This is a genomic window from Wenzhouxiangella sp. XN79A (assembly GCF_012272825.1).
Taxonomy (GTDB): domain Bacteria; phylum Pseudomonadota; class Gammaproteobacteria; order Xanthomonadales; family Wenzhouxiangellaceae.
On sequence record NZ_JAAWWS010000129.1, the window covers coordinates 1 to 14243 of the forward strand.

Annotated in this window: 11 protein-coding genes; 6 read left to right on the forward strand and 5 right to left on the reverse strand. The window is 65.4% G+C overall.

Annotation, left to right across the window (positions count from 1 at the left end):
- Positions 1 to 69: 69 nt before the first annotated feature.
- The 4 genes from HFP89_RS02030 to HFP89_RS02045 form a co-directional block, all read right to left on the reverse strand.
- On the reverse strand, positions 70 to 1311 hold the full coding sequence (locus HFP89_RS02030; protein WP_168715701.1) for an ISL3 family transposase: 1242 nt from the start codon (positions 1309 to 1311) through the stop codon (positions 70 to 72).
- A gap of 231 nt (positions 1312 to 1542) precedes the next feature.
- Positions 1543 to 2610, reverse strand: coding sequence for a CPBP family intramembrane glutamic endopeptidase (locus HFP89_RS02035; protein ID WP_168715975.1), 1068 nt, complete (start codon positions 2608 to 2610; stop codon positions 1543 to 1545).
- 64 nt (positions 2611 to 2674) lie between these two features.
- A complete protein-coding gene (locus HFP89_RS02040; RefSeq protein WP_168715976.1) occupies positions 2675 to 3250 on the reverse strand; it encodes a hypothetical protein in 576 nt (191 codons plus the stop codon).
- A 246-nt stretch (positions 3251 to 3496) separates the two neighbouring features.
- Positions 3497 to 5716: a thiamine pyrophosphate-dependent enzyme gene (locus tag HFP89_RS02045; RefSeq protein ID WP_168715977.1), complete on the reverse strand. Its 2220-nt coding sequence runs from the start codon at positions 5714 to 5716 to the stop codon at positions 3497 to 3499.
- 125 nt (positions 5717 to 5841) lie between these two features.
- Here HFP89_RS02045 and HFP89_RS02050 point away from each other — a divergent pair, with 125 nt between their 5' ends.
- The 4 genes from HFP89_RS02050 to HFP89_RS02065 all read left to right on the forward strand — a co-directional run bounded on the left by HFP89_RS02050 (position 5842) and on the right by HFP89_RS02065 (position 10335).
- Positions 5842 to 6987: a DUF819 family protein gene (locus HFP89_RS02050; protein ID WP_168715978.1), complete on the forward strand. Its 1146-nt coding sequence runs from the start codon at positions 5842 to 5844 to the stop codon at positions 6985 to 6987.
- Between the two features lie 72 nt (positions 6988 to 7059).
- The gene (locus HFP89_RS02055) at positions 7060 to 7266 is read left to right on the forward strand and encodes a hypothetical protein (RefSeq protein WP_168715979.1); all 207 of its coding nucleotides are present in this window, start codon (positions 7060 to 7062) and stop codon (positions 7264 to 7266) included.
- A gap of 61 nt (positions 7267 to 7327) precedes the next feature.
- Entirely contained in the window at positions 7328 to 9820 is a 2493-nt protein-coding gene (hrpB, locus tag HFP89_RS02060; protein WP_168715980.1) for an ATP-dependent helicase HrpB, read from the forward strand.
- A 26-nt stretch (positions 9821 to 9846) separates the two neighbouring features.
- Positions 9847 to 10335 carry an asparaginase domain-containing protein gene (locus HFP89_RS02065; RefSeq protein ID WP_168715981.1) on the forward strand — a complete coding sequence of 163 codons (489 nt, stop codon included), beginning with the start codon at positions 9847 to 9849 and terminating at the stop codon, positions 10333 to 10335.
- Between the two features lie 569 nt (positions 10336 to 10904).
- Here HFP89_RS02065 and HFP89_RS02070 read toward each other — a convergent pair.
- Positions 10905 to 12221 (reverse strand): PQQ-dependent sugar dehydrogenase, encoded by a 1317-nt coding sequence (locus tag HFP89_RS02070; RefSeq protein WP_168715982.1) that lies wholly within the window; start codon positions 12219 to 12221, stop codon positions 10905 to 10907.
- 106 nt (positions 12222 to 12327) lie between these two features.
- Here HFP89_RS02070 and HFP89_RS02075 point away from each other — a divergent pair, with 106 nt between their 5' ends.
- Positions 12328 to 13854 carry a gamma-glutamyltransferase gene (locus HFP89_RS02075; RefSeq protein ID WP_168715983.1) on the forward strand — a complete coding sequence of 509 codons (1527 nt, stop codon included), beginning with the start codon at positions 12328 to 12330 and terminating at the stop codon, positions 13852 to 13854.
- 89 nt (positions 13855 to 13943) lie between these two features.
- Positions 13944 to 14222 carry a hypothetical protein gene (locus HFP89_RS02080; RefSeq protein ID WP_168715984.1) on the forward strand — a complete coding sequence of 93 codons (279 nt, stop codon included), beginning with the start codon at positions 13944 to 13946 and terminating at the stop codon, positions 14220 to 14222.
- The last annotated feature ends 21 nt before the right edge of the window (positions 14223 to 14243 follow it).

The window sequence follows — 14243 nt, forward strand, 5'->3', positions numbered from 1 at the left end:
GGCTATATCCGGATCTCGCAAAGCTCTGATCGCCCGCAGCGCCTGATCTGACTGTCTTTGCCGGCGTTTTCATAGTGTGCGGAACCGCACTGGAATTTGCCCAGGCAGATCGAGGTCTCCAACGGTCAGGTAGATCATGTCGGAGAACGCATCGAGATGGCGGAAGCCACTGGCGCGATTCTTGACGATCTTGACGATGCGATTGAGTCCTTCAGCAATAGCGTTGGTCACGCGGGTGCCGATGAAGGCCAGCACGGCATCCTGGTGGCGTCGGAGGGTATGGACGAACTTTCGCAGCGGCTCCAGGCGGCTGAGCAATGCACTTTTGGTCCACTGCTTCAGGAACCGCTCTGCCGCCCAGGGTGCCTGGTAGGTCCAGAAGTGCTCGAACTCTTCTTTCAGGCGCCAGGCGCGATAGATTCGCCGGTTGTGTTTGTCGAGCGCATTGAGGTTTTGGGTATCGCGCCGGCTTCGGGTCGACGAATGGCGTGAGAGCAGCCAGCGCAGCCCTTTGAGCGCCTTGCGTTCATCCCGGGTAGCCTCCCGCCACTGCTCTTTGCGAACCTCGTCGACGGCCTCGTTGAGCGCCTTAACGATGTGGAAGCGGTCCAGCACCAGGGTGGCGTTCGGGCAGTGTGTCTGGATGGCCCCGATGTAGGCCTGGCTCATGTCGCAGCAGGCGGTCTGGATCCTGGCCTTCTGGTAGTCGCTGAGCGCTTCGTTGAAGAACCGGTCGATCGCCGCTCGGGCCTTGCCCTGGCCGATCCAGACCACGCAGGAGCGCTCCAGGTCATAGACCAGCGTGGCGTACTTGTGACCCTTGTGATAGGAGATTTCGTCAACGCCGATGGTCTTGAGGCCTCGGATGCGATGGCCCTCGCGCAACCGGCCAATGGTGCGATGGAGCAGATCCGAAAGGGTCGAGGCGGGCAACCGCAGCAGCTGGGCGGCGGCCTTTTGCGGCATGATCTGGCAGTAGCGCAGCATCAGGTATTCAAAGCGGTGACTCACCCGGCTGCCCGCCTCAGACCAAGGTAGCTGCTCGGTCACCCGGCCGTGGGTGTCACAACAGATCTCACGCGGCCAGTACATCAGCCAGATCGACCAGGGTCCGACCGGAATATCACGCCAGTAGCGCACCTCGGAGCGCTGGCGAACGATACGTCCCCGCCGGCCGCACTCCGGACAGCGGCAGCCGTTCTTGTAGGGCTTGACCAATACCTCGAGCCGGTTGCCGCGCCGAAAGGCCAGTCCATTGCACCGGAAATCCTTGAACTTGAGCAGCTTTGCGATAAGCTTGTAGACGGTCATGGGGGTTCCTTTCTGTACTGTTTGTTCTGGAAAACAAAACTTTACAGGAGGCCCCATGACCTCTCAAATCAGACCGGATCAAGTCTGAAATCCGTTGCGAGATTCGGATAGACCCAAAAAAATACAGAATCAGGCCTATCTCTCGAAAGCAGTAGTGTAGAAACTGGAAGCAAGCAATGAGCTGTGACTTTTTCGATATTTGAATCTGGCAGAAGCCGGCAGAGAACAGGGTCAAGAATTCGGCAGCAAAAGAACCAGGACCGAGAAGGCAAAAAGATTCTGCACCAGGTGCAGAACCATGACTAGTGAAATCGAGTTTTTCTTCTCTCGAATAAAATAGAACAGCATCCCAAAACAAAGAACGGTGGCCAAATAGGCCACCCAGGAAAAAAACAGCGAAATGTTGAAGCGCGCCCCATCTGTAGCAATCAAAAGGCTCCAAAGATAAGGTATGGAGTGAGCACCTGCAAAAAACCAACCGTTTATTCCCGCCCGGACGATGAGCCGAAGCCCCTTCGCCCTTCGTTCATAAAGCCAGCCTCTGAAGACAGCCTCCTCCCAGATCGGCGCAAGAACAATCGCGCTTAAAAAGAAAAACAACAGCAACTGCGGCTGATTAGTTTCAGCTTCTGATGCGACAAAATCCTGCCGAAGGACAACTTGCTCGCCATCGACGACCGGGCCGAAAGAGAAAACGAGCAAAGCATAAATAAGGCTTGAAACCAGCACCCCGAAAACTACCGGCACCAAGAGCCACCACGGCCGAACAATGATTTCGTTCGCTGCACGAAGAATATCGTCACGCATTGAAACCTTTCGCAACGCGAACCATACGACCGGAAAATGAATGAGGATGTAAACAAGCAATAGCCAAGGTGGGAATGACAGCTCCGTAGAATCTTCGAAACTTATATTTGAGACAGAAAATCCTGATTCATCCAGGAATTCAGCTAATGAAACGAACTGGTCATATGCTTTGTCAAGGCTGGTTTCCGAAAATCGGCAGAATGTGAATCGCGCACCCTGACCGGTCGATACCCCTTTGCCACATCTCCCTCCAAAACGCGCCGCCAAAGACCCTATGGACTCTCTGACTTTCTCGAGTTCAGCGCCATTCAGACTTGAATCAGAATCAAGAATCAAGAATTCGACATCGACATTAGCTGGCGAAATGTACGAACCAGCTACAAAAACAAGCGCACTGGCGAGCAAACCGAAAAAAACACAAAACCCGGCGGCTTTCGCGTGCAGGAGAATTTGCTCAACTAAAAGCCCGATCTTCTTACGCATTACTTTCATGCACAGTTATCGGCGCGGCAGTTGCCGCGCCTGCTCATCAATCGAAAGTCTTCTTGTGAGAAAATCAACGCACCACAACGAAGTCCCTGCATGAATGGCTTGCGCCAACTCCGCAGGCTCCCGCCTCGAAGGAATCGATGCCGCCGAAATTGGAACACGACCGGATTGCCCGTCTGTGAGCATTCTGATCTCGCATCTCACATAACGTAGAGCTGATCACCAGCCCAACGGCACAAAACCCAAAACTGAGCGGGTTGGAAACACATGGAATCCAGATTCCTTCGGTCGCACTCGGCGGCAGCACTCCCCCAGAGGAAGTTCCGTCAGCACTGATTGCGCTCCAAGTCCCAGATTCGAAGTTCATCTGATAACTCGTCAATTCACCTTGAATAGGCTTTGCAATATCGAACCGGAGAATGGATCTGGCAACGTCAACATCCAAGCTACCAGCGTCAAGGAAATCTTCTGCATTGATTTCGACATACTGACTCGCGATGCCAGGTACAGAAAAGAGCACTAATGACAAGACCCCTGCTGCTGCGAAAAAAGAAGCAGTGCAGGATTTCTTCTCCTCATGAACTCTTCGTTCATTGCCGGATTCATTCCTCCTGAAAACACGAAGTGACGTATAGTTCTTCATAAGACAAGCTCCTCAGATTGGCCATGAATAGTGAAATCCGGCCGCTTCAGCCTGCAAAATAATCGAACAACCGTAGGCTGTTTCAACCAGATGGAAGCGTGTAGTTGGAACGACCTTTCCCCAGCAACAACGCTCGCTCATAGCCTGCAAGAGCTTCCTGAACTCGTGAATCGGCAAATTTCTGTAAATTCCGTAGGAAATCGACGCCACCTCACGTGGTACGAATTCCTACATCGATCAGTAGATTTATCCCAGCAAACCGACTATCGCAGCTCGGACACGCGCCTCGTCCGGCAGCATCAACCCGGCCGCATCGCCCAGCGGAATGTAGCAATCCACCCCGGTCACGCGGCGGATCGGGCGGTCGGCCGCGCCGTGTTCGACCAGGCCGGTGACCAGGCCTTCGCCGATACCGCCGTCCGGCCGACCCTCGTCGAGAACGAGCACCGCCGAGCAGTCCTTCGCGTGTTCGGCCACGGCTTCGACGTTCAGGGGTTTGAGCCAGCGCAGGTCGAGCACGCGGATCGCGATACCGCGTGATTCGGCCAGGTCTTTCGCCACGCGCAGCGCCATCGGCACGCCGTTGCCGTAGGTGGCGATCAGCAGGTCGGTGGCATCTTCGTGGTAGATGCGGGGCAAGAACGGCTCGAGGAACTCGCTCGGGGCCGGGTAGGCAAAGCTCCACTGGCCGTCGTCCTTCTCGTACAGGTCCTTGGTCATGTACAGGGCGATCGGCTCGATGATCGCGGTCACGCGGCCGTCGACGGTGGCCAGGGCGGCCAGGGTGCGCAGCATGCGCGCGGCATCGTCGCCGCGCGACGGGCAGCCGACGACCAGGCTTGGGATGTCGCGTAGCGCGGTCACCGAGTTGTCGTTGTGGAAGTGCCCGCCGAAGCCCTTCTGGTAGCCCAGCCCGGCGATCCGCGCGACCATCGGGTTGCGGAATTGATCATTGGAAAAGTACTGCAGCGAACAGGCCTCGCCGCGCACCTGGTCGCAGGCGTTGTGGAAGTAGGCCAGGTACTGGATCTCGGGAATCGGCAGGTAGCCCATTGCGCCGTAGCCCTGGGCCAGGCCCAGGATGGTGGTCTCGTCGAGCAGCGTGTTGAACACGCGGGCCTGGCCGAAGCGCTTCCACAGGCCCTTGGTGATCGTGTACACCCCGCCCTTGCGCGCCACGTCCTCGCCGAAGGCCAGCGCCTCCGGGTACTTCAGCAGCAGGTCGTGCAGCGCGCGGTTGATCTGGATCGCCATGTGCTTCGGCACGTCGTCTTCGGGCAGCCGACCGAAGCTTTCCTGCCGGAGCGACTGCGCGATGGTGCGGCCGGCCTCGTTGGCGACCTCGTCGGGCGAATACGGCGCCAGCGGGCGGACGATGTCCTCGACGGTGGTCAGGCGCGGCTTCGCGTCGGCCCGGTCGGCCTCGTCGAGGCACTGCCGACGCAGCGCCTCGTAGCGCTCGCGGATGCGCTTCGGCGTGGTCAGGCCGCGCGCGACCAGCCGCGTCGCCGAGACCAGCAGCGGGTCCAGCCCTTCCTGCTGCTCGAGTTCGTCGGGCGGGCGGTACTCGATCTCGAAGTCGGTGCCGGCATGGCCCATCAGGCGGGTCGTGTTCAGGTGCAGGAACACCGGCCGACGGCGGCCGCGGCAGAAGGCGACCGCGTCCTGCACCGGCTGCCAGCCGGCGGCCAGGTCCAGGCCGTCGGCGTAGCGGTACTCCAGCCCGTAGCGCGCGGCCATGGACTTCGCGATCCACTGCGACGGCGTCGGCACGGAGATCCCGACCCGGTTGTCCTCGCAGACGAACAGGATCGGCAGCGGCAGGCTCTGGTGGGCGGTCCAGGCCGCGGTGTTGAACGCGGCCTGGGCCGTGGCGTGGTTGGTGCTGGCATCGCCGAAGCTGCAGACCACGATGGCGTCGTCGGGCACCGGCAGTTCGTGGTCGATGCGCTTGCCGTGGGTAATCGCCAGCGCGGTGCCGACCGCCTTCGGCAGGTGGCTGGCGATCGTCGAGGTCTGCGGCAGGATCCACAGGCCGCGATGTCCCCAGACCTTGTGCCGGCCGCCGGACGCGACATCGTCGGCCGCGGCGGCGAAGGACAGGCAGGTGTCGTGGATGAAATCGGCGTCGGCGTCCTTCCGGTACCGCTCGGCGACGAAGGCGCCGGAGCGGTAGTGCAGAAAGGCCGGGTCGGTGGCGCGCGTGGCGCGACCGACCATCGCGTTGCCCTCGTGGCCCGACGAGCCGATCGTGTAGAAGACCTTGTTCTCCTGGCGCTTGACCCGGGCCATCAGGTCGAGCTGGCGCGAGGCCAGCTGGCTGTCGAACAGTTCGAGCAGGTCCGAATCATCGGGTCCCGGCGTTTCGCGACGCGGCGGGTCGCGCTCCAGCGCGTCGAGGTGGTCGAGGAATTGCCGATCGACGACCTCGGCGCGGTTCAGCTGGCGGGCACGAGACTGGCTCATGCGGACTCCCTGATTGAATGACGGTCTTCCGTAGCGCGGATTGTAAAGGCGCCCCGGTCCCGGCACACGCCGCTGCACCGCTTCGACCGGCTAGGATGCAGACACGCCCCCGACCCCGATCCGCCATGTCGTCGATCCACATCCTCGCCGTCCTGCTCGCCGTCGTCGCCGCCGCCGACTGGCTCGGCCGCAAGCCCGGCGGCCGCATCCTCGGCGGCGCGCTGCTGGTCATCGTGCTGGCGGCGATCCTGGCCAATATCGGCGTGATCCCGCTGGCGTCGGCGAACGTGCCCGTCTACAACCAGCTGCTCGGCACGCTGGCGCCGATCTCGATCTTCTGGCTGCTGCTGAACGCGAAGCTCGGCTCGCTGAAGCGCGCCGGCGGCCCGATGCTGGCGATGTTCGCGATTGCGGCATTCGGCACCGTGCTCGGCGTGGTCGTCGCCGGTCTCTTGCTCGGCGCACCGGACTGGATGGGCGAGTGGTACGGCCCCCTGTCGGGCATGTTCGCGGCCACCTACATCGGCGGCGGCGCCAACTTCAACGCGCTGGCGATTCACTACGAGGTCTATGAGGCCGGCAACCTGTACGCCGCCTCGGCAGTGGCCGACCACGTCATGACCGTGGTCTGGATCGCGCTGCTGCTGGCCTTTCCGAAGCTGGTTCGGGGCCTGCTGCCGAAGATCGACGCCGTGCAGGAGGCCGACGACCCGGACGCACCCGGCCACCGCCCCGGCAAGCCCGGCCTGACCGATCTGGCCATGCTCGGCGCGCTCGGCGTCGGCGCCTTCGTCGTCTCCGACGCGCTGGCCGCGTGGAGCGCCGACGTGCTCGGCATCGCGATCCCGTCGATCCTGATCCTGACCACGCTGGCACTGATCCTGGCCCAGTTCGAGGCCATCGCCAGGCTCAGAGGCACCCAGGTGCTCGGCATGTACGGCGCCTACCTGTTCCTGGCCGCGCTGGCCGCCTACTGCGAAGTCGCCGCGCTCGGCGCGCTGGGCTGGCTCGGCATCAAGCTGCTCGCCTTCGTCGTGCTGCTCATCGCCATCCACGGCGCGGTCGTGATTCTCGGCGGCCGGCTGATGAAACAGTCGGCCGAAACCACCGCCGTGGTCTCGGCCACGACCGTCGGCGGCTCGACCGTCGTCCTGCCGCTGGTCGAGAAGTTCGACCGCCCGGACCTGCTGCTGCCCGGCGTCGTGCTCGGCACGCTGGGCAATCTGCTCGGCACCTACGTCGGGTTCCTGCTGGTCTGGGCCCTTGCCTGAGGATCCCGGCCGTTGACCGCCCCCTCCCTCTGATCTAGTCTTCCCGGCTGACGTTGGACTCGAACACGAACCATGGATCGTTCCCTGCTCGGACTGATCGTCGCGATCGTGCTGGTGACGATTCCGGCCGGCCTCTACGCGTGGCGGACCCTGCGCTCCCTCGATGAGAAAGAGCCTGCCGCCGAGGACCGCTTCGAAACCGGACTCTGGCTCGGCGCCGGCGCCGCCCTGGCGTGGTTCCTGGCCCTGCAGCTGACCCTGGGCATCGCCTTTCGCTGACGGCCGCCGGCGGGCCGCGCCGCGGTCGCTATAGTGCGCAGGTCCCGACGATCCGCCGCCCATGCCCGTTTCTCTTCCGATCGACCCGCTGCTGCCCCGCCTGCGCGAAACGCTGGCCGAGGCGTCGTGCGTGTTGCTGCAGGCCCCGCCCGGGGCCGGCAAGACCACGCGCGTGCCGCCGGCGCTGCTGGACTGCACGTGGCGCGAAGGCCGGAAGATCGTCATGCTGGAGCCGCGGCGGCTGGCCGCGCGGGCCGCGGCACGGTTCATGGCCGGGCAGATCGGCGAGCCGGTCGGCGGGACGGTCGGCTTCCGGACGCGGCTCGAATCGAAGGTCTCCGCCGACACGGTCATCGACGTCGTCACCGAGGGCATCCTGCTGCGGCAGCTCCAGGCCGACCCGGAGCTGGCCGACGTGGCCTGCGTGCTGTTCGACGAGTTCCACGAACGTTCGCTCAACGCCGATCTCGGCCTGGCGCTGGTCCGCGAGTCCCAGGCCGCGCTGCGCCCGGACCTGCGCGTGGTGGTCATGTCAGCCACGCTCGACACAGCACCACTGGCAAAGCTGCTCGACGACGCGCCGGTGCTGACCAGCGAAGGACGTAGTTTTCCCGTCGAAGTGAGCTATCGCCCGCCGCGCCGCGAGCAGCGGCCGGACGACGCCGCAGCCGCCGCCGTGCGCGATGCGCTGGCCGCCGAGCCGGGCTCGGTGCTCGTGTTCCTGCCCGGCGTCGGCGAGATCAAGCGTGTCGAGGAGCGGCTGGCCGGAACGCTGCCTGACGACACGGACCTGTGCCCGCTCTACGGTGCCCTGAACCCGGCGCAGCAGGACGCCGCGATCGCCCCGGCGCCCGAGGGGCGGCGCAAGGTGGTCCTGGCCACGGCCATCGCCGAGACCAGCCTGACCATCGAGGGCGTACGGATCGTGATCGACGCCGGCCTGGAGCGGCGGCCGAAGTTCGATCCCGGCTCCGGCATGACACGGCTGATCACCGAGCGCGTCTCCAGGTCGTCGGCCGAGCAGCGCCGCGGCCGCGCCGGGCGCCTCGAGCCGGGCCGCTGCATCCGCTTGTGGAGCGAAGGCGAACAGGCGCGGCTGAAGCCCCACGCCGCACCGGAGATCCTGGAGGCCGACCTGGCGCCGACCGTACTGCAGCTGGCCCAGTGGGGCGCGACGGACCCGGGCGACCTGGACTGGCTGGACCCACCACCCCGCGCGCACTGGGACCAGGCCGTCGACCTGCTCGAGGCCTTCGACGCGCTGGACGAGAACGGCCGGATCACCGCGCACGGCCGGGCGCTGCTCGAACCGGGCCTCGACCCGCGCCTGGCCCAACTGCTGGTCGGCGGCCGCGAGCGCCGGCTCGGCCGGACCGCCGCCGCGTTGGCCGCGCTGCTGTCGGACCGCGACCCGCTGCCGCGCGACGCCGGCAGCGATCTCGAACTCCGCTTGCGCGCGCTGGAAGGAAAGGGCCTGCCCGGCGTGCACCGCGGCCGGCTGCAGCAGGCCCGGCAGCTGATGAAGCGGCTGACGCGAACGCAGGACCGTGAGGCCATCGACCCGCACGCCGCCGGCCGGCTGCTGGCGCTGGCCTGGCCCGACCGCATCGCGATGCGCCGCCCCGGCGGCCCGGCCCGCTTCCGGCTGGCCAACGGCCGCGGCGCCTGGCTGCCGGACGACGACCCGCTGGCCGGTTCCGAGTTCCTCGTCGCCGCCGAGCTCGACGGCCGAGAACGCGAGGCGAAGATCTTCCTCGCCGCCCGCGTGACGCGCGACGAACTCGAAGCGGACCCGGCGCTGCACGTCGCCGACGTCGAAGTCTCGGACTGGGACGAGGCGCGCGGTGCCGTGGTGGTCCGGCGGCAGCGCAGGCTCGGCGCGCTGGTCCTCGAGGAAACCGTGGACGCGGCGCGCGACCCGGAGGCCGTGCAGCGCGGCCTGCTGGCGGCGGTCCGCAAGCGCGGGCTCGACGCGCTGGACGGCGCGGAGCGGACGAAAGGCGTTCGCCAGCGCATCGAGTGGCTGCGCCGCCACGGCCACGCCGACTGGCCGGCCTTCGACGACGAGACGCTGCTGGCCGAACTCGAGGACTGGCTGGGCCCGTTCCTGCCCGGCATCACCCGCTGGAAGGAGCTGGCCGCGCTCGACCTGCGCCCGGCGCTGGAGCACCGGCTGGGCCACGACCGCAAGCAGGTGCTCGACCGCGAAGCGCCGGTCGCCATCGACGTGCCCGAAGGCTCGCGGATCCGGCTCGACTACGGCGCCGAGCCCGGTCCGGCGCTGGCCGTCAAGCTGCAGGCCGTGTTCGGCTGGAGCGAAACGCCGCGGGTCGCCAACGGCCGCGCGCCGGTCGTACTGCACCTGCTCTCGCCGGCCCAGCGCCCGGTGGCGGTGACCTCGGACCTGGCCAGCTTCTGGGCCAACGGCTACCCGGACGTCGTCCGCGACATGCGCGGCCGCTACCCGAAGCACCCGTGGCCCGACGATCCGATGGGCGCCGAGGCCACGATGCGCACGAAGCGCGGCAGCGCCGGCCCGAATCGACGAAAATAGCGGGCTTCCCCTCCCGGAGCGCGCCCGTGAAGCTTCTTCAGGTCATCACCACCGGCGGCACGATCGACAAGATCTACTACGACGAGAAGTCCGACTACCAGATCGGCGAGCCGGAAATCGCGCGCATCCTGACCGACATGAAGGTCGCCTTCCGCTGGCAGGTCCAGCCGCTGCTGAGAAAGGACTCGCTGGAACTGACCGACGCCGACCGCGACCTGGTCCGCCGCGCCGTCGAGGCCTCGGACGCAAAGCACATCCTGATCACCCACGGCACCGACACCATGACCGAGACGGCCAGGGTGCTCGAAGGTCTCGGCGACCGCGTCATCGTGCTGACCGGCGCCCTGAACCCGGCCCGTTTCATCGGCTCCGATGCCGTGTTCAACATCGGCTGCGCGGTCGGCGCCGTCCAGGCCCTCGATCCCGGCGTCTGGATCGCGATGAACGGGCGGGTGTGGGATCCGCGGAAGGTCAGGAAGAATCGGGAGGCGAACCGGTTCGAGGCGGTGGATTAGGGTTTCCGGGTTTCCGGGTTCCGGTTTTAAAAGCGTTTCGCCGCTGGCTGCGCCAGCGGATGAGACCTACGCTTGTGATGACAATCGGGGCCGCTGCATGTCTGAGCCAAGTCGAAAGCGGCTTCCTGCCCCGCATCGTCTGTGGGAGGGCGCTTGCGCGCGAACGGGTCCAGGCGAGTTCACCTTTCGCCCCAAAGCTGCCTCCCACAGTAGAAGAATCCTCTTCTTCTGTCATCCCGGATCAAGTCCGGGGCGACAGAATGGGGGCATGGCACCGCCTTGAATCCACCTCGATGGCGAGGAGAAGCGCAGGGGCGAGTGGAACGATTGTGATAACAATCCGCCGCTGCATGTCCGAGCGGAAGCGGCGAAGCGACTGGAGCGAGTTCAGCGGGGCCCACTCGCACCGGGCAGCGCAGGGAACCCGAGCGAAGCTCGGGCACCAGTTCGGCAACAGTTCGTAGCCAGGGTAAGCGCAGCGCACCCGGGAATGTCGTGGCGATCCCGAACGTCAAACGCCTTTCGACACCGCCTACATGACCAGCAGGATACCGAATACTCGCCGCTGGCTAGGGAATGGTTCCTTCGAAACCGTCGGCGAAAATCTGCTCGATATTGCCGTTGAATCTGTGCACCGCGCTTCCGGACACGACATACAAGTTGCCCTGCTCATCCTGACCGAAGGAACGGACGCTGAAAACGGGCGAAGGAAACTCCGTGGAGGTCCAAGTACTCCCACTCTCATTGGCGAACCAGATATTCCCGGATACGGCATCACCGAAAACATAGAGACCCTTCATGCTCGTGACCGGTCCGCGATATCGATACCCACCGGTAATCGACCGCCCGAAGGTAGCACCGGTGGGATATTCAAGAACGGGAATCACGGAGTCGGGCAGCAAGTTCTCGCACGGTGTCGTCGATGATCCCCGTTCGGTGCTGCCCTCGCAGATTTTCCAACCAAGATCGTCACCGCCTGCAAGCGGCCAGTTCAGGAGGCTGACTTCTTCGGTTGTATTCTGACCTACGTCACCGATCCAGAGATCACCGGTCGTCCGATCGAAGCTCCAGCGCCACGGGTTTCTCAAGCCATATAGAAAGACTTCACCACAACGATTCGTCTCACCCTCGAAGGGATTGGTCGGCGGTATGGAATACTCGGCAGACCCATCGCTGTTCGCTGCGCACAGATTGTTGCTGCCAGCCGGCGTCGGGGTGTCCACATCGATCCGTAGCATCTTGCCCAGCAGAGCGACGGATCGGTCACTCTCGCACGAACCGCCGGTCACGATCGATGCCGGGTCGAGGGTCTGCGCCCGATCGCAGGGATCGTTCCCGCTCCCGCCATCACCGAGGCCGAGATACAGGTAGCCATCCGGGCCGAAGCGCATCTGGCCGCCATTGTGATTGGCGAAATCCTGCCGAACAGTAAGGATGATCCGGTCGGGCGAATTGTTCGCGACATCAGGGTCGCCCGTGATCGAGAATTCGCCGACCACTGTGTCACCTTCGTCTACGCCAGCGGGACGAACGGGACCCGCCGAATAATGCAGGTAGAACCGGCCGTTGACCGCGAACTGCGGATGGAACGCGATATCGAGCAGGCCCCGCTCGCTCGCACTGACCGCAGTTCGGGAACCGATATCCACGAACGGATCCGGTAGCAGCGTGCCGTCCTCGTCGAGGATGCGGACGATCCCGTTCTGCTGAACGATGAACAACCGGCCGGACCCGTCATCGGCATTCTTCAAGCCGAGCGCTCCGGACAAGCCGCTGATGCCAGGCAAGGCGTCCAGCGTGACATCGCTCGGCACCTGCGCCATGGACGAGGCCGCCGCGGCCAGGACGGCCAGCGTGAACAGACTCTTCAATGCCCCTTGTCGCATCGCGCATCTCCTGCGTAGGTGTCGAGCGTCCGAGTATATCCATCCGATCATTACGCGACTGCGATGCGGTTCACATCGCCGACCGCGTCGGGGCAGAATGCTGTCGATGAACGGCACCGGCGCCCAGGTCGCGAGCGGCCATCCCGAGACCACGAACGCGGCCTGCGAGGTCCTCGCCGCCGGCGGCAACGCGGTCGATGCGCTGGTCGCCGCGGCCTGGACGGCCTGCGTGGCCGAGCCGATCTTCTGCTCTCCCGGCGGCGGCGGGCACGCAATGATCCGGATGCCGGGCCGGGCGCCGGTGATCGCCGACTTCTTCGCCCAGACCCCGCGCCGGCGCCGGATGGACGACCTGGAGTTCTACCCGATCCACGGCAACTTCGGGACCGACGTGCAGGAGTTCCACGTCGGCATGGGGGCCGCGGCCACGCCGGGCATGGTGGCCGGCCTGTTCGAGCTTCAGCGCCGCCACGGCTCGCTGCCGATGACCGCACTGGTCGAGCCGGCCGTGACCGTGGCGCGGGAAGGCTGCGCCCTGACCGAGACCCAGGCCTTCGCGCTGCAGATCCTCGAGCCGATCGTCCGCGCAACGCCGGAGGCCAGCGCGATGTTCGGCCTGGACGCGCACGACGGGCCGCTGCCCCGGGTCGGCACGGTGGTGACCAATCGGCCGTTGGCCGACTGGATCGAGCGCATCGCCGTCGACGGGCCGGACGCGCTGCACCACGGCGAGCAGGCCATCGCCATCGCCGAAGACGCACAGGCCCACGGCGGCCACCTGACGCTGGCCGACCTGGCCGGCTACCGGGTCCACTGGCGCCGCCCGATGCGCTGGACGCTGGGCGATGCGACGGTCTGGTCGAACCCGCCGCCGGCCTTCGGCGGCCTGATGGTGGCGCTGATGACCCAGGCGCTGGAACACCGCCTGCCGGCCGGCGTCCGATTCGGCGACGACGCCCACCTCGACGCGCTGACCGAGGCGATGGGGGTCAGCGAGCGCGAACGCCAGCGGCTGGAGCAACCCGATACGCTGGGCTGCAGCCGCCGGCTGATGCAGACCTTCCGGCAGCTGGAAGGCGAACTGCGCGTCAGCCGCGGCACGACCCACATCGGCGTGCGCGACGCGGCCGGCGGCTTCGCCGGCATGACCGCGTCGAACGGCGAGGGCTGCGGGCGGATCGTGCCCGGCACCGGGTTCATGCTCAACAACATGCTCGGCGAGGAGGACCTGAACCGGCCCGGCTTCCACAACTGGCCCCTGAACCGCCGCCTGGCCTCGATGATGGCGCCGACCCTTGTCCTCCGGAACGGCCGGCGTGTGCTGCTGGGCAGCGGCGGTTCGAACCGCATCCGCACGGCGATCGCCCAGGTGCTGGCCAATCTGATGCACTTCGACCTCGACCTGGCCGAGGCGATTTGCGCACCCCGGCTGCACCTCGAGGGCGATCGGCTCGCGATCGAGCACCCGCACCCGGATTGGCCCGCACAGGTGGCCGACTGGCTGGCCCGTTCGGCGCCGGAGGCACGCTGCTGGCCGGCACCGAACCTGTACTTCGGCGGCGTCCACGCCGTCGCCGACGATGCCGCGGCGGCCGACCCGCGGCGCGGCGGGACGGCTCGTTCGCTGAACTGACCCAACTCCCATCGTTGCGGGTCTCACGCGGCCGTCGTAGGATAAGGCCTTGATCTGAACAAGCCCCGACGACGGGACAGGAGGCAGCAATGTCCGGACGCACGCTTCGAATCGCACTGGCCTGCGCGCTGATCGCCGCCGGCTCTGCCCTGACCGGCTGCGCCAGCTCGGCTCAGCAGCAGGCCGCCCGACAGGGGCCGACGAGCTCGGATGTCTACGTTCATCGGATCAATGAAGCGGCCGACCGGCAGGGCATGACCGACGTGATCTGGGTCAACCCGCCGCGCGGCGGCGAGGCGGCCCGGATCACCTACTCGCTGCAGGCCACGGTCGGCGACGAGGACGAGGAGAAGGACGAGGACGGCTGATCGCTGCGCCGTCGACCGACG

Excerpts from the sequence above, each read along its gene's own strand:
- HFP89_RS02030 (WP_168715701.1), bottom strand. The coding sequence starts at position 1,311 with ATGACCGTCTACAAGCTTATCGCAAAGCTGCTCAAGTTCAAGGATTTC.
- HFP89_RS02035 (WP_168715975.1), bottom strand. The coding sequence starts at position 2,610 with ATGAAAGTAATGCGTAAGAAGATCGGGCTTTTAGTTGAGCAAATTCTC.
- HFP89_RS02040 (WP_168715976.1), bottom strand. The coding sequence starts at position 3,250 with ATGAAGAACTATACGTCACTTCGTGTTTTCAGGAGGAATGAATCCGGC.
- HFP89_RS02045 (WP_168715977.1), bottom strand. The coding sequence starts at position 5,716 with ATGAGCCAGTCTCGTGCCCGCCAGCTGAACCGCGCCGAGGTCGTCGAT.
- HFP89_RS02050 (WP_168715978.1), top strand. The coding sequence starts at position 5,842 with ATGTCGTCGATCCACATCCTCGCCGTCCTGCTCGCCGTCGTCGCCGCC.
- HFP89_RS02055 (WP_168715979.1), top strand. The coding sequence starts at position 7,060 with ATGGATCGTTCCCTGCTCGGACTGATCGTCGCGATCGTGCTGGTGACG.
- hrpB (WP_168715980.1), top strand. The coding sequence starts at position 7,328 with ATGCCCGTTTCTCTTCCGATCGACCCGCTGCTGCCCCGCCTGCGCGAA.
- HFP89_RS02070 (WP_168715982.1), bottom strand. The coding sequence starts at position 12,221 with ATGCGACAAGGGGCATTGAAGAGTCTGTTCACGCTGGCCGTCCTGGCC.
- HFP89_RS02075 (WP_168715983.1), top strand. The coding sequence starts at position 12,328 with ATGAACGGCACCGGCGCCCAGGTCGCGAGCGGCCATCCCGAGACCACG.
- HFP89_RS02080 (WP_168715984.1), top strand. The coding sequence starts at position 13,944 with ATGTCCGGACGCACGCTTCGAATCGCACTGGCCTGCGCGCTGATCGCC.